The sequence below is a fragment of the Salinivibrio sp. AR647 genome (assembly GCF_001995415.1).
Taxonomy (GTDB): domain Bacteria; phylum Pseudomonadota; class Gammaproteobacteria; order Enterobacterales; family Vibrionaceae; genus Salinivibrio; species Salinivibrio costicola.
Genome location: NZ_MUFE01000006.1, coordinates 126,363 through 144,238, shown reverse-complemented (window position 1 = coordinate 144,238; position 17,876 = coordinate 126,363). Strand labels below are relative to the sequence as shown.

At 50.1% G+C, this 17,876-nt stretch carries 20 protein-coding genes and 1 pseudogene; 6 read left to right on the top strand and 15 right to left on the bottom strand.

All coding sequences use genetic code 11. The features are described 5' to 3' along the window. Window positions 1-6: 6 nt before the first annotated feature. The 6 genes and pseudogenes from BZG76_RS09355 to BZG76_RS09330 all read right to left on the bottom strand — a co-directional run bounded on the left by BZG76_RS09355 (window position 7) and on the right by BZG76_RS09330 (window position 3,154). Window positions 7-222, bottom strand: a complete 216-nt coding sequence (locus tag BZG76_RS09355) for a VF530 family DNA-binding protein (RefSeq protein WP_077461114.1) — start codon at window positions 220-222, stop codon at window positions 7-9. Between the two features lie 98 nt (window positions 223-320). Then, window positions 321-923 (bottom strand): GNAT family N-acetyltransferase, encoded by a 603-nt coding sequence (locus BZG76_RS09350; protein ID WP_108743667.1) that lies wholly within the window; start codon window positions 921-923, stop codon window positions 321-323. Window positions 924-932: 9 nt separating this feature from the next. Next, window positions 933-1,397 (bottom strand): annotated as a pseudogene (locus BZG76_RS09345) (NUDIX hydrolase). After that, a complete protein-coding gene (locus tag BZG76_RS09340) occupies window positions 1,397-1,972 on the bottom strand; it encodes a GNAT family N-acetyltransferase (protein WP_236719561.1) in 576 nt (191 codons plus the stop codon). Before BZG76_RS09340 ends, BZG76_RS09345 begins: the two are co-directional and overlap by 1 nt. Further along, the gene (locus tag BZG76_RS09335) at window positions 1,965-2,486 is read right to left on the bottom strand and encodes a GNAT family N-acetyltransferase (RefSeq protein WP_077461112.1); all 522 of its coding nucleotides are present in this window, start codon (window positions 2,484-2,486) and stop codon (window positions 1,965-1,967) included. Before BZG76_RS09335 ends, BZG76_RS09340 begins: the two co-directional genes overlap by 8 nt. Window positions 2,487-2,566: 80 nt before the next feature. After that, the gene (locus BZG76_RS09330; RefSeq protein WP_077461111.1) at window positions 2,567-3,154 is read right to left on the bottom strand and encodes a GNAT family N-acetyltransferase; all 588 of its coding nucleotides are present in this window, start codon (window positions 3,152-3,154) and stop codon (window positions 2,567-2,569) included. Between the two features lie 210 nt (window positions 3,155-3,364). Here BZG76_RS09330 and BZG76_RS09325 point away from each other — a divergent pair, with 210 nt between their 5' ends. After that, window positions 3,365-4,009 (top strand): NAD(P)-dependent oxidoreductase, encoded by a 645-nt coding sequence (locus BZG76_RS09325; RefSeq protein WP_077461110.1) that lies wholly within the window; start codon window positions 3,365-3,367, stop codon window positions 4,007-4,009. Between the two features lie 59 nt (window positions 4,010-4,068). On the opposite strand, the gene lhgO is transcribed toward BZG76_RS09325, so the two are convergent. The 4 genes from lhgO to BZG76_RS09305 all read right to left on the bottom strand — a co-directional run bounded on the left by lhgO (window position 4,069) and on the right by BZG76_RS09305 (window position 10,203). After that, complete coding sequence (gene lhgO / locus BZG76_RS09320; protein WP_077461109.1) at window positions 4,069-5,304, bottom strand: L-2-hydroxyglutarate oxidase; 1,236 nt, start codon at window positions 5,302-5,304, stop codon at window positions 4,069-4,071. 7 nt (window positions 5,305-5,311) lie between these two features. Beyond that, window positions 5,312-7,465, bottom strand: a complete 2,154-nt coding sequence (locus BZG76_RS09315) for a TRAP transporter permease (RefSeq protein WP_077461108.1) — start codon at window positions 7,463-7,465, stop codon at window positions 5,312-5,314. Window positions 7,466-7,548: 83 nt separating this feature from the next. Further along, window positions 7,549-8,559 (bottom strand): TAXI family TRAP transporter solute-binding subunit, encoded by a 1,011-nt coding sequence (locus BZG76_RS09310; RefSeq protein WP_077461107.1) that lies wholly within the window; start codon window positions 8,557-8,559, stop codon window positions 7,549-7,551. A gap of 294 nt (window positions 8,560-8,853) precedes the next feature. Beyond that, the gene (locus tag BZG76_RS09305; RefSeq protein ID WP_077461106.1) at window positions 8,854-10,203 is read right to left on the bottom strand and encodes a sigma-54-dependent transcriptional regulator; all 1,350 of its coding nucleotides are present in this window, start codon (window positions 10,201-10,203) and stop codon (window positions 8,854-8,856) included. A 193-nt stretch (window positions 10,204-10,396) separates the two neighbouring features. On the opposite strand from BZG76_RS09305, the gene BZG76_RS09300 reads away from it, so the two are divergent. Further along, window positions 10,397-12,493, top strand: a complete 2,097-nt coding sequence (locus BZG76_RS09300; protein ID WP_443216261.1) for a sensor histidine kinase — start codon at window positions 10,397-10,399, stop codon at window positions 12,491-12,493. 52 nt (window positions 12,494-12,545) lie between these two features. Here BZG76_RS09300 and BZG76_RS09295 read toward each other — a convergent pair whose 3' ends face one another. From BZG76_RS09295 to BZG76_RS09285, 3 genes are all read right to left on the bottom strand, one after another. Continuing rightward, window positions 12,546-13,268 (bottom strand): hypothetical protein, encoded by a 723-nt coding sequence (locus tag BZG76_RS09295; protein ID WP_046073346.1) that lies wholly within the window; start codon window positions 13,266-13,268, stop codon window positions 12,546-12,548. A gap of 92 nt (window positions 13,269-13,360) precedes the next feature. Continuing rightward, window positions 13,361-13,885, bottom strand: a complete 525-nt coding sequence (locus BZG76_RS09290) for a GNAT family N-acetyltransferase (protein WP_077461104.1) — start codon at window positions 13,883-13,885, stop codon at window positions 13,361-13,363. Window positions 13,886-14,072: 187 nt separating this feature from the next. Continuing rightward, window positions 14,073-14,501 carry an organic hydroperoxide resistance protein gene (locus BZG76_RS09285; protein ID WP_069361329.1) on the bottom strand — a complete coding sequence of 143 codons (429 nt, stop codon included), beginning with the start codon at window positions 14,499-14,501 and terminating at the stop codon, window positions 14,073-14,075. Window positions 14,502-14,682: 181 nt separating this feature from the next. Between BZG76_RS09285 and BZG76_RS09280 the strand changes: the two genes are divergently transcribed. From BZG76_RS09280 to BZG76_RS09265, 4 genes are all read left to right on the top strand, one after another. Further along, window positions 14,683-15,126 (top strand): MarR family winged helix-turn-helix transcriptional regulator, encoded by a 444-nt coding sequence (locus tag BZG76_RS09280; RefSeq protein ID WP_077461103.1) that lies wholly within the window; start codon window positions 14,683-14,685, stop codon window positions 15,124-15,126. Window positions 15,127-15,243: 117 nt separating this feature from the next. After that, window positions 15,244-15,480 (top strand): RNA recognition motif domain-containing protein, encoded by a 237-nt coding sequence (locus tag BZG76_RS09275; protein WP_077461102.1) that lies wholly within the window; start codon window positions 15,244-15,246, stop codon window positions 15,478-15,480. Between the two features lie 198 nt (window positions 15,481-15,678). Next, entirely contained in the window at window positions 15,679-15,930 is a 252-nt protein-coding gene (locus BZG76_RS09270) for a hypothetical protein (RefSeq protein ID WP_077461101.1), read from the top strand. After that, window positions 15,927-16,754, top strand: coding sequence for a TauD/TfdA dioxygenase family protein (locus tag BZG76_RS09265; protein WP_077461100.1), 828 nt, complete (start codon window positions 15,927-15,929; stop codon window positions 16,752-16,754). Before BZG76_RS09270 ends, BZG76_RS09265 begins: the two co-directional genes overlap by 4 nt. Before the next feature lie 13 nt (window positions 16,755-16,767). Here the strand turns inward: BZG76_RS09265 and BZG76_RS09260 are convergent, their stop codons facing one another. Both BZG76_RS09260 and BZG76_RS09255 read right to left on the bottom strand, forming a co-directional pair. Further along, on the bottom strand, window positions 16,768-17,277 hold the full coding sequence (locus tag BZG76_RS09260; RefSeq protein WP_077461099.1) for a GNAT family N-acetyltransferase: 510 nt from the start codon (window positions 17,275-17,277) through the stop codon (window positions 16,768-16,770). Window positions 17,278-17,339: 62 nt separating this feature from the next. Further along, window positions 17,340-17,819, bottom strand: coding sequence for a GNAT family N-acetyltransferase (locus tag BZG76_RS09255; RefSeq protein WP_077461098.1), 480 nt, complete (start codon window positions 17,817-17,819; stop codon window positions 17,340-17,342). Window positions 17,820-17,876 lie beyond the last annotated feature (57 nt).

The window sequence follows — 17,876 nt, the reverse complement described above, 5'->3', positions numbered from 1 at the left end:
TTACCCTTAGCAAAAGGTATCAATATACAAGCCTTCGACCTTATCTCGCGCCCACTGCGTTTTGCGCAAAAATTTAAGCGATGATTTAATAGATGGGTCATTATGAAAGCAATTCACACGAATACGCTGATAAAGACCGGACCAGCTATAGTGTTCTACCAGTCGCGTTAAAATGGTTTGTAAGCTAAGTCCGTGAAGTGGGTTATTCGGTTGTTCTTGCATACTCGTTCTCACGTTTTGGTTGGGCGCACAACGTACACGACTAGCCTCGCTAGCCAATAAAAGCGCTACTTTACGTGACGATGAAAAAAAAGGCGAGATCAACACCGGTAGCGCGCCAGCTTATAATCAAGGTTTAGCTTAATCGCCGGCCATTCGCTTTCGATAATCGAGAACACAACCGTATCGCGGAACACACCATTAACGATCTTGTGGTTTCGCAACACACCATCTTGTTTGGCCCCTAAGCGAGCAATCGCCGCGCGTGATGCCTGATTCAACCAGTGAGTGCGAAACTCAACCGCAATAACCCCCAAGATTTCAAATGCATAAGCGAGTAATAATCGCTTGCACTCGGTGTTCACCGACGAACGATGATAACGGCTAGCGTACCAAGTGTAACCAAGTTCCACGCGCTTATTAGCGGCATCCGCATTGGCCAATCGCGTTGACCCAATCACTCGCCCCGATTCTTTCTCAACCACGGCGAACGGCAATGCTTTGTCTTTCGCTTTCTCGTCCAAGGCGCTAGCGATATAGTGTTCCACTGATTCAGCGTTCGGGACGGAGGTATACCAGAGCTCCCATAGCTTTCCATCCGCGGCGGCTTCGGCCAAAGCCTCCGCATGCGATGCAGACAAAGGTACCAAGGAAACCGTGTCACCGTGCAACATAATGTCATCTTGGGTAAAAAAGCGTTCCATGCTCATCATTCATTCCTGACGGTTAGGTAAGTTGACGCGATATAACGGGTTGATGGGCCGGTCAACAAAATAAGCCCACACATGGTCGTATACCGCATGCTGATTTGGATACGGCGCCAAGGCTTTTGCTTCATCGAGTGAGCACCAGCGAAACTCGGTGTGTTCATCATTAAGCGTGATGGCTTGGTTATCATCACACATCACCACAAACACAGGGATAAGCTCGATCACATTCACTGACGCTTCGTAAAACTGCTCCAAAAACTGCGCGTTATACAAGTCAGCCACCGTAATCTGGGTCTATTCGCTAAACTCACGGACGATGGCGTCCACTCCGGTCTCACCCGCTTCAATCGAGCCCGCAACATGGCACCAGAAGCCACCTTTCACTCGCTTCATCAGCAGCATTTTTATTTCTCCCTCAATACGAGAGAGCGCCACGCCAGAAACCACAGAGGTATTCACTGGGATCATCATTTCTCCTCGACTTCACATGCCGCCACTTTGGCGTATACCACAGTACTAGAAATCGTGCCGCTAGGTAGGATACGGTCGTTGGTAAGCATCGCTTCTTGATGATACCCACAACGCTCGGCTACCGCGCGGCTGCGGGTGTTTTCGTAGGCGGTTTTGATTTCGACACGCTTGGCATTAAGGTCATTAAACGCATACCGCTCTAGCGTTCGCACCGCTTCACTCATATAGCCAAGGCCTTCTTTGGAGCTCCGCAGCCAATAGCCTATTTCAAAATAAGGAATCGCGATATTACGGATCATTAGACTGATCACACCCACCAGTTGCCCCGTCGATTTTTCAAAAATCGAGTAGCGTAGCTCATTAATAAACATGTCGAAGTCATCAATCGCTTGTTGGGTGTTTTCAATCGAGCTCGATTCGGTCAGCGCGTGCGGCAGCCAATCCATAAAAGGAGCAAGGGTGTGCTGGCTTTCCAACACGGCTTCTAAAATTAAAGGCTGATGTGCCATATTAGGCGCCACCAGCAACAGACGGTCACTGTCCAGTTGGTCCACGCGCGGGGAATCATCCATTAATGTCCACCCAGTACCGCGCCAATGATTCATTGAACACTTCGCCATTAATGATGTTTTCCAACGTGCCGCCATTAGCTTCAATTACTTTGCGCGATGCCATATTGTCTTCATTCGCGGTAATTAGGGCGCGAGTGATCCCTAGCTCGCTCGCCTTGGGCAGCGCTAAGGCTAACATTTGCTTGCCATATCCACGTCCACGATATGACGGCGCAATATCGTAACCAATATGTCCGGCTTCTTGAGATAGAAATGGCGTATTGATGTGATGGCGGATCCGAATCGCGCCAATGATTTGTTGCTCAGCATCAAGCAGCCAAAAATGACTACACGGCACATAACCTTTACGAAGGTTTTTACCCAATGACTCATCCGTTAACCGAGTCACGTAAGTGGCGAAATCATCTTTTCCCGGCCGATAGTAATCGGCATTCTCGGGATCAAACTGAGCAAAATCATCATAAAAGCGCGTAAAGGCTGCTTGGTGATTGAGTGTGGTGACGACTAATTCCATGTGCTTGTTCCTATTCCTATCATAGAACTAGGCTATCTCATTGATATTGAGAAATAAACATCCTTGTCTCTCTTGTTGTTTTAGTTCAGCGCCTTGACCATGGTGGTGGCGCCTGAAAAGCCAACCAGCCATTTTAGGTGCGGAAAACGCTCTTCTTTAGTGGCGACAAAGCCTTTGGCTTGATAAAGCTTGCGGGCTCTGGGGTTGCTATTAATGACATCTAATCGAACGCTTTCAAAGCCATGCGCTTGGGCATAATCCATAATGGCATCCAATAATTGGGAGCCAATCCCCTGACCTCGTATCGCGCTATCAACAGCAATGCCATCCATCACCAATTCATTGTGTGCCGCTTTACGCTCAAACAGCGCCAATATCGCGCAGGCCCAAATGCCTTTGATGGTCCCCAAACTATCGATCAACTGTTTCGCGCCCATGCCCTGTGTCAGTGCGCCGGTTTGAGTTTGAAACCCAGCCAACCCCACCACCTTGCCGTTTTGCATAGCGGCAAACGAAAAGTCTGGGACAAAACACTGAGACAACACCGCCACGCGTGCTGCCTGATTAGGAATTGCCCGTGCGAACTTCATCCCAAACGCCTGCTCATAGAGCTCAGCGACGTTTTGTGCTTGCTCAAGCGGCCATCCTTGCCGGATCGCTATCTCCATTGGCTCCCCTCTGTCTTCTTCAATAAAAAAACATCCACATATTTATCTTGACGTGAAGACTTTTGGTATTTATCTTTACATCAAGATAAATAATTAATCACAACTTAATCAGTTCAGCATGGTTTAACCAAAAGCGTATGACAGCCACCTTTTTACTGGCTATTGCGCGGCAAAAGGACACACAGGACTCATAACATGGAGACTAACGCAATGAATATAATCGTATTTGGTGCCACGGGCGATATTGGCAGTCGAATTGTGTCGGAAGCGTTGCAACGCGGCCATAAGGTCACGGCAGTGACACGTAACGAGGCAGCATTAAGCAGGCTACCCGACGGCGTAAAACCTGTCGCCGCCAATTTGAGCGATGCGGACAATGTGGCATCGGTGATGACTGGTCATGATCTTGCCATTACGGCGTTACGTCCACCGACAGGCGAAGAAGCGCAATTACCTGTGTTAACCCAAGCAGTCGTTCAAGGCGCAGCCCACCATCAAATGCGCGTTCTGATTGTCGGCGGTGCCGCTCGACTGATGATTCCGGGCACTGACGGTGAAACCGTGTTAAACGCCGAAGGATTTCTCCCTGCTTCAGCGGTTGAGATTGCGCGCGCGTGCCAAGTGCAATATGAGCWGTGCCTCACCAGCCAAGATGTGATTTGGAGTTACCTCTCACCTGCCGCCATGATCGCACCTGGCACACGCACCGGTCAGTACACATTGGGGACAGACACCTTAGTGACAGATAGTGACGGACAATCTCGCATTTCGATGGAAGACTTCGCGGTCGCCATGCTTGATGAAGCCGAAATCCCTAAGCATTTGCAACAAGCATTTACTGTGGGTTACCAATAATCAAAGTAAGAGCCAGCGGCCACGAGTAGGCGCTGGCTTTCACTTTCCAGTATGTAACGCTAATCAGCCTCACTACTGAGCCACTGCTGTTTTTGCGTCACCTTGTCACAAATGTATTCACCAATCGGCATCGCAGAGGTCGCGGCTGGCGATGGCGCATTGCACACGTGTAAACTCCGCGCACTTTCGGCAAACAGAAAGTCGTGTACCAAGGTGCCGTCATTTAGCACGGCTTGAGCTCGGATCCCCGCTGGATAAGGCTTCAAATCCTTAGCTTTGATTGTCGGGCAGTATTTATTTACTTGTTTGACGTAGCCCGGCTTCCACCACGAGTTTTTCAGCTCGACCAAGCCAGTCTTTAAGTTATTGATGGTCACTTTCCAAAAGCCCGCAAACGTTAGCATTTGCCAGGTATCTTCTAGACTGAGATTGACCTTGCCATAGCCTTCTCGCTTCCAGCCTTGCACCGCGTTAGGTCCCACCGTAATGGAGCCGTCTATCATCCGCGTGAGATGGACGCCTAAAAAAGGTAAGTCGGGATCGGGAATCGGATAGATAAGGTGATTCACAAAGCCTTGGTACTGGCTCGCAAGTTGATAGTACTCACCGCGGTAAGGGATAATTTGAAACGCGGTTGGGATCCCCATCATTTGGGTCATTCTATCTGCCATCAACCCACTGCATGTCACCACAAACTGACAATGAATCGTTAGCGGCTCCCCGCTTGCTTGGCAGTGCAAGGTCACTTGCTCAGCCGCTTCGCTGGCTCCAATCACTTCTGTACTGAGTTGGGTGACACCACCGAGCGCTTCAAATTCACACACCATTTGCTCAGTCACCCGCCGATAGTCAACAATGCTGGTCGCGCGCACCGCAATGGCACCTAAACCTTTAACATTGGGCTCTTGCGAATGAAGCTCCGCCGCATCCAGCCAGCGCACGTCGATATCATTGGTTAAGCAACGTTCATAGAGCGCCTGCATCCGAGCCATCTCTTGCTCGTTGGTGGCGACCAATAGCTTGCCACAGTTTTCGACTGCAATATCGTGCTTGGCACAAAATTCAACGGTCAGCGCCGCTCCTCGTTTACAGAAATCGGCTTTTAAACTGCCTGGTGGATAATAGACACCCGCGTGGATCACGCCACTGTTATGCCCGGTTTGATGTTGGGCAACACTCGCCTCTTTTTCCACCAGCAGCACAGCACAATCGGGACGACGCTGCTTTAACTGCCAAGCCGTAGACGCGCCAACAATACCTCCACCGACAATTACATAATCATAAACAGATTTCATACACGCCTCATGACACTGGCAGCTGAGATTGTTGCAACTGATACTTGCGCCCACTGTATACAAACAGGCCAACAAACCCAACGACGCTCAACAAACGAAGCCATAGCGGAATATCGTGCCACACTAACAAGGCACCAATCATTAATAAGCAAAGGCGGCTTAGCCAGTTAATCGGCCCTTCAAGATACCCTTCAATCGCGCCAATTAAGGCATACGTGCCAATAATGGCAAAAAAGCCAACCTCTAACACCGAGGCGATATCCCAGCTGACCAGGCTGGTATAAGCAATGAGCAAAGGAACAAGATACAAGCCTTTGGCGATTTTCCACGCCATCAGCCCCGTGCGCATCGGCGGCGTTTTGGCAATGGTGGCCGCCGCAAATGCCGTCAAACAAAACGGCGGGGTCACATTACTGTCTTGCGATAACCAAAAAATAATCAAGTGGGCGGCGAGCAGAGCCAAACTGACCGTCTCCAGCCCTAAGCTTTGCTCTAAYAAGGTTTCCATAAAGTCAGCCGGCACTAAGGCGACCATTTGCTTGGCGGTTTCCATGGTCATGGGCGCATTTAAAAGATCGAGTTTGTCTGGAGCCGCCAACATAAATATTGCCTTGGCTTGCTCAGGAAGCTGGCCTGATACTAAAAGCTCCAACAATTGGTTTTCAGCAATCAGCTTATACAGAGCAGGTGCCGACAAGGTGCCCAGTACGATATAGGCAGCGGTCACTGGTAATCCCATCCCTAACACTAACGAGGCGATAGCAATTAGCACCAGCATCATAAACAGATCACCGTTCGCCCAACCATCAATCATCAACGAGAAAGTATTACCGATCCCCGTGGTGCTGATCACATTCACCACCAAACCAATACCCACGAGCAGGATAGCGGTGGTGGCCATATTTTTTGCCCCTTGCGCCAGCGCCTCGATGATCGCTTTCGGCCCCATCCGGTGCTCTTTGGAAAACCAGGAAGCGAAAATGACAGAGATAATCGAAATACCCGCAGCATAGGTGGGCGTGAAGCCTTTAATCAGCAAGGTGACAAGCACCGCAAGCGGGATAAGGTTATGCCAACCGCGGAGAAGCACCATCAATAAAGAGTCCTCGGTGGTGACAACCTTTTGCACGCCACTGCGCTTTGCTTCAATGCGCACAAAAAAGCCTACCGAGAGAAAGTAGATCAGCGCAGGAACCAGTGATACGGCAATAATATCCACGTAAGGAATTTGGGTATACGAGGCCATGATAAACGCCCCCGCCCCCATTACGGGCGGCATTAATTGCCCCCCAGTTGAAGCCGATGCTTCGACCCCAGCAGCAAAGCGCGACGGAAAACCGGCTTTTTGCATTAAAGGAATACTGATCACCCCAGTCGATACGGTATTCGCTACGCTCGAGCCTGACACTGACCCCATTAACCCAGAGCCAATCACCGCAATAAAACCCGGCCCGCCAATAATCTTACCCGCGGCCGCACGGGCCACGTTGATGATATAATCTCCAACCCCAGAGCGGACAAGAAAGGCGCCAAATAAAATGAACATAAACACGAACGTCCAGCTAATCCGGGTAATCGCGCCAAACATGCCTTCCGAGGAGTAGTAACTGCGATATAACAGGGTTTCAAGGCTCAATCCGGGAAAGTGAAAAATCCCCGACGCCCACTCGCCCCACAGCACGACATAGCTCAAACACACCATAATCAGAATGGGAATAAACCACCCCATGGTACGACGAATCAGCTCCACCACAATGATGATCGCTAAGCTGGCGAACACCCAATCGGCAGTGACAAATTTTACCCCACGCGCATATAACGCATCTTCGGCATAAGGGATATACAGCAGACAAGCCACTGCACCTAACGCGATAAAAATATCGACCGCCAGCGCTATTTTATTCCGCTTCAAAGAGATATGTGCCGGGTACCACAGTGCACAAATCACCGCAAACCCCGCAAAGTGGGTCGCCGAAATCCATAACTCCGGTAGTGTTGATAGCGTATTGAACCAAATATGCAATACAGACAACACCACGCCCAGCACAGTGATGGTGGTGGTCACCCACGGAAAATCATCGCGCGTGGGTAATTCAAATTTCTCCAGCGCTGTTTCATCAGGTCCTTGCTCAACAGGCTCGTGCTCTCTTGGCTCGCTCATCCCTTTACTCCAAGCAGTATCCGCGTTTCCATGCAGTATTTGATCTCGATAGGCGCTCCGAGCTATCCCGGAGCGCTATCGCGTTATTCCATTACCAGTTCAGACGGGATATCGATACCCACTTCTTGGTAATAGCGTGCTGCACCTGGATGCAGCGGCACAGGCAAATCAGCGATCGCTTTTTCAATCGCCATCGCTTTGGTGGCTTTATGAATGCCTTGAAGGAAAGACAAGTTCTCGTAAATAGCCTTGGTGAGCTGATACACATCCTCATCGGAAAGATCTTTACGCACGGCCAAGAAGTTAGGTTGAGCAATGGTGGTGACCGGCTTATCCAGCTCAGGATAGGTATTAGCAGGAATTTCGTACTTGGTCCAAAGGTTGTATTTACCGTTAGCCGCTTTGATTTGTTCGTCAGTAAAAGACAGGATAGAGATATCATTCCCCAGTGCGGCGAACGCTTGGGTAACTGCGCCAACCGGCACCCCCGCTGGGGTATTCATGCCATCAATGGTGCCATTTTGTAGTGCGCTGGCACTGCCACCATAACCCATGTAAGCCAAATTAAAGGATTCCGGATCCACGCCTAGTCCCTTCATAATCTGACGACCTGAGTTTTCGGTACCTGAATTCTTCTTACCAATCGAAAATTTTTCACCTTCAAGGTTACTCAAATCACTCACGGTGCCTGTTTCTGCCAGCTCACTGCGCACAATAAAGTGCTCAACGTTTTGCCAAAGCATAGACACAGAGCGCAGTTGATCTTGGCGGCCACTTTCTGCATACGGCCCCTCGCCGGACCAGGCCCACGCACCATACAAGCCCTGTAAAATCGCAAATTGCGCTTCGTCTTCATTGAGCAGTTTCACATTCTCGCCGGAGCCAGCGGAGCTGATTGCCGACAACGAAAAATGGTGCTTAGGGGCAAGCTTGACCTTACTCAGCGTCGCCAGCGCGACACCAACGGGATAGTAGGTGCCACCGGTTGAAGCCGTTGCGAGGATATAGCTTCGGTCTTCTGCGACAGCGGTCGAGGCGAGGCTAAACGAGGCCGCGGCAAACGTCAGTGCTTTAAATAGCTGATTGATCTTCATGTTTACTCTCCATGTAGGGCTGTATTATTGGTTTACATAAATTACAAAATTATTTAACAGCAAAGCATGGATAGCAAAGGGAATGCCAAATCTTATACCCCTGTTATAAAAGGAAATATAAGAAGAGGCCATGGATAATCAGCAAGATTTTTCTCATTTATGGCTGGGTCAATAAGCAAAATCTTGCTGATGATAGCGCCTCACTAGGCAGTCAGCTATCACAAAATGTAACCAAAGTGTGATCAACGCTTAAACGCGGCGCGTTTCGCCTTGAGCAATTTTTTGCCGATTCACTTAGGTATAGTCAGCACGGTGTAAGCCAAACTTTTTCATTTTTTGGTTCAAGGTACGGCGAGGTAAATCGAGCGCCAGCATCACTTCATGAATACGCCCTTGATGTGCCACCAAGCATTCGTGTAGTACCTTGCGTTCAAAGTTATGTAGCTGGATTAAAAGCGGAACATTCGATTGAACGGCTTCCATGGTCGATGAAGGGCGATTGGACAGTATTTCCATCACTGAAATACCATCATCCAAGGCAAACCGTACTGCGACGTTGCGCAGCTCACGAATATTACCCGGCCAGGAATAAGACAAAATGGCGTGCCGATCCGCCTCACTGGCCAGGCGTGTCTCCGGGTTGGTCTGACGGGTAAAGTGCTCAAACAAGATCAACGCATCATCTTCACGTTCTCTTAAGGATGGAAGGTGGATTTGTGCCACATTCAAACGGTAGTACAAATCTTGTCGGAAGGTTTCATGGTCATTGAGGTCGGCTTTAGCGGCCGCAATCACCCGCGTATCGATCGCTATCGACTGGTTCCCTCCCACTCTTTCAATGGTGTGCTCTTGAAGCGCGCGCAACACTTTCACCTGCATACTTGCCGGCATGCTCTCGACTTCATCAAAAAACAAGGTCCCTTTGTGCGCATATTCGAACTTACCAATACGACGCTGATTGGCGCCGGTAAATGCCCCTGACTCATGGCCAAACAGCTCACTTTCAAATAAGTTTTCCGGGATCGCGCCGCAGTTTATCGGCACAAAACGCTGGGCTTGTCGCGCACTTTCATTGTGTAAACTGGTTGCCACCAGCTCTTTGCCACACCCCGTTTCCCCATAAATGATCACATTGGTGTCGATACGCGCCAGCTTCGCCACCTGCTCACGAAGTTGTTGCATCACTCGGCTTTGGCCAATCAGTACCTTCTCCAATCCACTAATACGCGATAAATAGGCTTGTCGCTCTTGTGTCGAGGCATGTTGGCGGTAGCTGTCGACGGCCTCAGTCACGCGCTGAGACAAACGCTCGGGCTCAAAAGGCTTTTCAATAAAATCAAACGCCCCGTTTTGCAACGCCCCTACGGCCATATCAACATCACCGTGTCCTGTAATAAACAGCACAGGTGTCGCGACCTGATGCTGGTCTAGCTCGGTAAGAATAGATAAGCCGTCAACATCCGGTAACTTGACGTCACTGACCACGGCATCAAACGGATACTGTAATACAGCTTGTAGCCCTGTTTGGCCCGTGCTGAATGACTCAACCTCAAAGCCTGCCAACTCTAACCACTGGCAGGTGGTGTGACGAACAATATCGTCATCTTCAATCAAGGCAATGCGCGGGAGTGTCTGTACCGTCATGAGGAAACCATCCGTGATAAGTGACTCATTACGGTAGCAAAAGCCACGCAGCAGAAAAGGAGCTAGCTCTCACTTTCTCATCACACTGCTTTAACATTTTTGCTATTCACCGCAGTCTAAAGCGGAAGTCAGAGCAGAGCACACTATGCAGAATCATCACCGCACCCACCAAGACAGCAAGAGAACCTGGGCAATGCTGTTGCTCGCTGGGGTGTTGGTGCTTTTCTTTTATGGGATCAGCCGCGAAGCAGCCTATCAGGGATTAAGTGTGCAAACACACGCCGAGGTACAGAACAAGCTTTTAAACTATATCGGTGACGTTCGCCGTGCCTTAAGGCGCTTTTATCATCTGCCTTATTTGCTGACCAACCATCCTGATACCCTGGCAATTGTGAAAGGAGAGCGCCACGAGACCGCCGCCTTTCAAGTGAAACTGACACAGCTCGATAAAGCGGCCAATACCGAAGGCTGGACACTGCTCTCAACATCAGGTGACGTGCTCGCTTCTAGCCTAATTGATGAGCGCTTTAGCCGTCCCGACCGGTTGGCAATCGTCGAGCAAGTGCTACGTCAAGGTGAAGGTGTGTCATTGGTGAATAAAACCAAAGGCTATGGGCCGCTTTATTACCTCTCTGCCCCTGTTTTTGATGACCTCAACATCGCCGGCATTGTGGTAGTACAAATTGACCTTAGCTTCCTTACTGAGCAACCCATCGCCAGTGATGACCTCATTCTGCTGCAAAATCGGCAACAGCGGTTTTTCCTCTCAAGCAGCAGCCAGTACAGTGCAGACTGGCTGAATGCAGCCCAGCTGAACGCAGCCCGACTGAACGCAGCCCGACTGAACGGGTCACAAGCATCAACGCAAGACAATAAACAAACAGTGAAGAGACAAACGCGCTACCTCTACGACAGTACCGCCATTAGCCAGTGGCGCTTCAATGCCACCCCTTTTTTGGGCCACACGGTAAAATTGGACGATCTTAAATGGTCAGTGAGTTACCTGACCCCCTATAAACCGATAAAAGACACCGCAAACTTGTTCGCATGGGGAGTGGCAACCGTCTTACTTGTCGTCATTCTATTGTTGATCATCGGCCAACAACGACGGCAGAAACACCGTCACCAGCAGCGAATTCAAAGCCTATTACAAGAGTCGCAGCGCCGACTGAAACAAATGATTGATAAAACCCAAGTCGGTTTATTGCTCATTGACGAACAAGGCTCGCTGTATGATCTTAACCCGATGGCCAAGCGGCTATTTGGCTTGCCAGAAAACAATCATCACCGCATTTTTGCTTGGGAGTTGTTTGATACCGGCAATCCACACTCCACCACCCTCACCTTGCTGAAAAATCTCGACAAGCACGATGAATTGGCTGAGCTCAATGCGGTTGAAACCATGGCACGTCGCAGCGACGGTAGCGTCTTTCCTGCGCTTTTCTCACTCACCCGTTTCCCTTGGCATGATGAGCAATACTACCTAGCGACGTTGATTGACATTAGCAAACGCAAAAAAGCCGAACAGTCACTCCAGCAGATGAACCAAGCACTCACCGAGCGCGTGGAAGAGCGCACCCAAGCGCTGCAACAAGCACAAGCGCAACTGATTGAGACCAGCAAAATGGCCGCCTTAGGGAGAATGTCCAGTGCTATTACTCATGAGCTTAATCAGCCACTCACCGGCCTTCGCACCTTACTTACCACCAATACCTTGCTCGCTGAACGCGGCGAGACGGAAAAAGTTAAAGCCAATAACCAGCTGGTGCAAAAGCTGATTGATCGTATGACTAATATGACCAGCCAACTCAAAACCTTCGCCTACAACAAACCGCACCACCTGCATGCCGTTTCTTTACCCGATGCCCTCAACGAAACCTTGCGTGTGCATCAAGCTCAGTTGGCAGACATTGATGTGCGGGTGCGTATGCCTCACGACACCCCCATGATACTCGGTGAAGGACAAAGGTTATTACAAATCCTAGGAAACTTGATATCTAACGCATGCGATGCGATGGCAAATACCGCTTCGCCGACTTTGGTGTTTGTGGTCACGCCCACCAAAAAGGCAGTCGAACTGACGGTGAGTGACAACGGCTGCGGGGCGTCAGAAGAGGCTTTGGAGACCATGTTCGAGCCGTTTGTCACCTCGAAGAAAATCGGTGAGGGACTTGGGTTAGGATTAGCAATCACAGCCAATAACGTGCGGGATATAAATGGTAAAATACGAGCTGCAGCCAACGCCCAAGGCGGCCTGACCTTCACGCTTACTTTTCAGCCAGCCTCATGATCATTAAACTACCAGACATAGCCCACTCGTGCCCACAATCAGGCTTGAATCTTTAAAACCGGTACCGGAGGCTGGCTAGGCCATAGTGAAGCCAAGAAAAGTTATAGACTTCATCGTTGTCCGCCCCACCTTCTAGGGTGCGATATCCCAGAGCGCCATACCAGCCATCACCAAGGTGATACTCCAACATCAGCGCCGCATCAACCGCACGTCCCATGGGTGACCACGCGCCTTCCACATCCAAGATCAACGCCGCGCGATCGGACAGGCGATATTGCCCATACCCATGCAGCAAGGGCACTACACCAACGTTGGATTTCGTTGCTTTTGTTTCACCTTGCGCGAGGGTGATTTCAGCATCTCTCACCAAGGCTGCGGCACCAACGCCCCACTGCCAAGGGCCATGATCGTAAAACGTCCAGCGGTATGTCGCACGATAGGTATTGAATTGATAATCCGCGTCAATCGCTTGCCCATCGGCAAAGCGCTGATCCTGAAACTGGATGCTTTTTGACAGCGTGCCACGACCATCGACAGATAGAGGCGCAAAGGTTAGGCGCACCGCGTGCTGGGGATTGAACTGATACGTGCCATACAAACGCAAGTAAGGCGTTGCGGATCGGCCGGTTAAATCGGTCATATCAAAGCGAGTGCCAGTATCTCCGGGGATGCTGACATCATTTTTGCTAAACGTCACCCCGCCGGTTTCAACACGAAAATCCAACCCTTGCGCATAAGCCCCCGTTGATAGCCCCCCGACAAACAACACACTCATGATTCGAGCTGTCTGTTGGCACATCGTGTGCAAGTCTAAGCCTGCCCTAAGCCATTGTCGCGTATGACCAAACGTTGTGGTTCTGCCCTTTCTCATTGCGCTTTGCCCTTATTATCGGCGTCAATCGCAGCATACATAATATGCTGAGGCCCTGCCGCGCCGCCCCAGTACAGCTCGCCTGTATCAGTAAAGCCGCCTTGTTGGTAACAGGCTTTAGCGGCCGGGTTTTGACAGTTCACCGTTAGATACACCCAATTGAAATCACGATAAGCAACGGGAAAATACTCAAGCAAGGCTTTAACCGCACCGGTGCCTAGGCCCTGCCCTTGATAACGCGCATCCACTACAAACATGCGCAGACCCAACGTCTTTGGCGGGCAAAAGTCATACTGAGACGCATAGTCAGTATCGAGTTTAAAAAAGCCTACCGTCTTGCCCGCTCGCTTGATCACATGGCGGTGAATAGTCTCGCAGGGCTCAGCAAGAAATTCGTCAGCGGTCCCCGCAAACTTTACTTGTTGATCAGGCAACGATACCTGGCGAACACCGTCGATATCCTGATCAGTCAGTGGAACGACGCTTATCTTGGTGAGCTGACTAGTGGTGGTTTCTGACATACCAGTTCTCATCATCCTTGTTATTGGTATAGGTCTTGTGCGCTAGTTTTAGTGGTCAATAGTCTGAGCGGTCAATGCTCAGCACTTCTATTCAGGGAGCACCCAACAACGCGCTGCTCCCTTAAAGAGCGGACATAAAAAAGGAGCCCTGATTGACAGCGCTCCCTATCATAGCGTGCTAGCGATGTTAAATAACTGACAGCTCGACCTTAATATTGCCACGTGTCGCATTGGAATACGGGCATACTTGGTGCGCTTGCTCAACCAATGACTGCGCGGTCTCTTTATCCAGATCGCCAACAGACACTGCCAGCTTCACGGCAATACCAAAACCACCATCAATAGGGCCAATCGACACTTCTGAGTTAATGTGAGTGTCTTCCGGCAAGGTCACGCCTGCTTTACCGGCCACCAAACGCAGCGCACCAATAAAACACGCCGCATAGCCGGCAGCAAAAAGCTGCTCAGGGTTGGTGCCTTCGCCATCGTTTCCACCGAGCCCTTTAGGGGTTGAAAGCGCAACATCTAAACGCCCATCATCGGATTTTGCAGACCCTTCGCGGCCTCCGGTAGCGGTGGCTTTTGCTGTATAGGCAACACTTTGTAGCTCTTTCATTTCACTCTCCTGTGTTCCAGTCCGCTTGCGGCTCACTGCTTCGCACTCAGCAAGTACGGTAAAGCCGCTTGCATCAGGTTTATTTATTTTGCATGCAAAATACTAGATCGCATGACCCAGCATTGCAAATACTTTGCGCACAAAATAAAATAGCTCTCAGACACATTGAAAATGAAAACCCATGACCTATCCCCAATTGAAGCTCAATAGCCAAATCTGTCACCGCTTATACAAGGCCTCCAACGGTATTTCGCGTGCCTACCGTTCCTGGTTGAGCGAGCTTGATCTCACCTACCCGCAATATGTAGTGATGATGGCGCTGTGGGAAACTGACCGACTCGCGATCGCAAATCTGGTTGAGAAAACCGGCATTGATGGTGGCGCGATGACGCAGATTTTGAAAAAGATGGGCGATAAAGGCTTGCTCACCATAGTGAAAGACGAAGACGATAAACGAAAGCGGTGGGTAACATTGACGGGCAAAGGCATTGAGCTGCAGCACCAAGCAGCGGAAATTCCTGAAAAGATTCGTTGTAAGTTTCCTAGCATTGATGATCAGCAAGCCCAGCAACTTATTGCGCTGCTGGATAAAATCAATCATGACTTAGGAGAAAGTGACGCATAAACGTCGGCTGAGCAGCACTCAAGGCTAACGTATCGATAAGAAAGCCAAACTATTACTTGGTCGTGGCATCCTTTACTGAGACAATCGGTGTTGTTACCTCGATATTAACGTACAACAATGAAACTTTTAGCTCGCAACCTTGCACGCACCACCACCGAACAAGAACTCCGTCAGCTGTTTTCTGAACACGGCGAAGTCACCGACTGCAATCTGGTGCTGGATCAAGAGACTGGCGAATCCAAAGGCTTTGCTTTTGTGACTATGCCTGACGATGCCCAGGCCAACGCTGCAATTGCCGCACTGAACTTGGCCAGCGTTGCAAAGAGCAAAATCCGCGTGAAAATCGCGAACTAAGCAAAAAAAGCCCTTTGCACTTACATTCATTGGCTGTGAGGCGGGAACGATAGCCAGCACGATCACCCGTGTTGGCTTTTGTTTATGGTTGCCAAGCGTTAATAACGTAAAGCGTCATTAAACGATAGCTGATTGACAGCCTACGCCCGACTCGTCACTATCAAGCTTTCGGCATGTAGTGACGCTCGAGCAATCAAAATGGCAAAACCGAATAAAAAAGGCCCCACTAAAACCATCGATATTTTCTGTAAACGCTGTAATGCGCCACTATTTAAATATCGCAAAGGCGGTAAAGGCGCTTTGGTAAAGTGCTTTAAAGAAAGGATTGTTGAGGATGCCACCACCACGCCGTGTCACTGCCCTCAGTGCCAACAGCCCTTTGCGCGTGACACCCTAATGCGAGGCACACCAGCCTACAAATTCATTGGCGGTAAGGTATGGTTCAAATGAAGATAACCCCTTTAGGCAATACGTTAGGGGCGCAAGTCGATAATATCGATTTATCCCAGCTGTCAGACACTGAGTTTGCGGCGCTATACCAAGCATTTTTACGCTACAAAGTGCTTTTCTTTCGCGAGCAGCCCCTCTCGACCGACGACCATGTCGCACTGGCAAAACGCTTCGGCGAGCTTGAGCCACCTCACCCGTTTTTTCCGCACCTACCCGACAACGACCAAGTGGTCGTGATTGAAACCAGCCGCGGTAATCCACCCAGCCAAAGCTATTGGCACACCGACATGACATGGCAAGCGGTGCCGCCCAAGTGCTCGGTTTTACACGCGCAGTATGTACCAGAACATGGCGGGGATACGATTTGGTGTGACATGGCAGCAGTATGGGCCGATCTAACCGACAAAGAAAAAATCGAGCTACGCGAGCTCGACACCATTCACGCACTGCACGCCTTTGAAGGCAGTCGTTACGATCATCAAGACGCCGACGGCCAGAGTGTGGTCTCGAAACGCGCTCAAGACTACCCACCCATTCGCCGTGCCATGGTGCAAACCCACCCAGAAACCGGCCAAGAAGTACTATTTATTAACGAGCAATTTACTCGCGCGATTGCCGACTGGCCAGAGGCTGACAGCCAACAACGGCTTGCGACACTGTTCAGTCAAGCACGCCAATCGAAATATCACGTTCGTTTTCGCTGGCAAAAACACTCGGTGGCAATCTGGGACAATCGCGCCACCCAACACTACGCAGTAACCGATTATGGCGACACGCCCAGACGATTGCACCGCGTCACGGTTCAGGGTGACAGTGCTCAGTAACACCTGACGGCGCTCAGGTACGGGTATATTCATACAGATTGTTGCTATGCCCATAAAGCATGATTGGGTGTTGTCGCTGAAACCCGAGCTTTTCGAGCAAGCGATTGGAGGGTTGGTTGTCCGGTAAGGTCACTGCTTGAACGGTATTCAGTCCGCTCGCTAACAGAGTTGCTTCAAGCACCGCCTCGGCGGCTTCTGTGGCGTATCCTTGCCCGGTATAACGCGATAAAAACGCGTAGCCTAAATCTGGATATGCCAACTCGTCACGCTTGAGCACGCCGCACATGCCGATGGGCTCACCATCTTCTCGCCGTTCTACCAGATTTAAACCGAAGCCATATGCTTGATAACTCGCGAGCGGCCCGTGACGGAGATACTCGACTGCATCTTGTTCAGTACGCACCTTTTTATCCGCGATATAGCGTATAAACGACGCATCATTAAGCAGCTCCACAATAAACGGCGCATCGTCGAGTGTAAATTGTCGCACAGTGAGCCTTTTTGACCGGCATATCAGAGTCATAAACCACTCGCCTACTGAAACATTCTATCGCGTAATAATCGCATATTGGCGCGAATAAGTATCTACGCCGGCAACCAACACTGATAAAAATCGGTCTTCGCATGTTTGGGGTTAGCGCGAACAAATTCCCAGCCGTGCTGGCGATAAAAGGCTAACGCACGATGGTTATCACGGCTTACAGAAAGCATTGCTCGGCGGCACCCCGCGTTTGTTAAGGTAGTTTCGATATAACGCTGCAGCAAAGGGGCAAACCCGCGCCCACGAAAGGCAGGTGCAAGGTAGATGAGATGCACATAACCCGTCTCAGGCTCTGGCGACGTGCTGCGAAATTCAAGCTGCCCAGCCCATTCTCCATCGACAAAGATATGCCGATAAAACCATTCGGGCTGATTCATGCGTTCGCTTACTCGTTCAAAATAGCCGGCCAGAAAGTCTTCAAACCCCGCATCGGATCCAAAGCTACACACAAAAGCATCCCGACGTGCAGCTACGCAATTAGCAAAATCGGTTTCAAGATTGATGGGACGGAAAGTCAGGTGCATGGGGTATCCCAAAAATTGATATTTACGTGATAATGCTCCAATATCATAAGGCTTTCT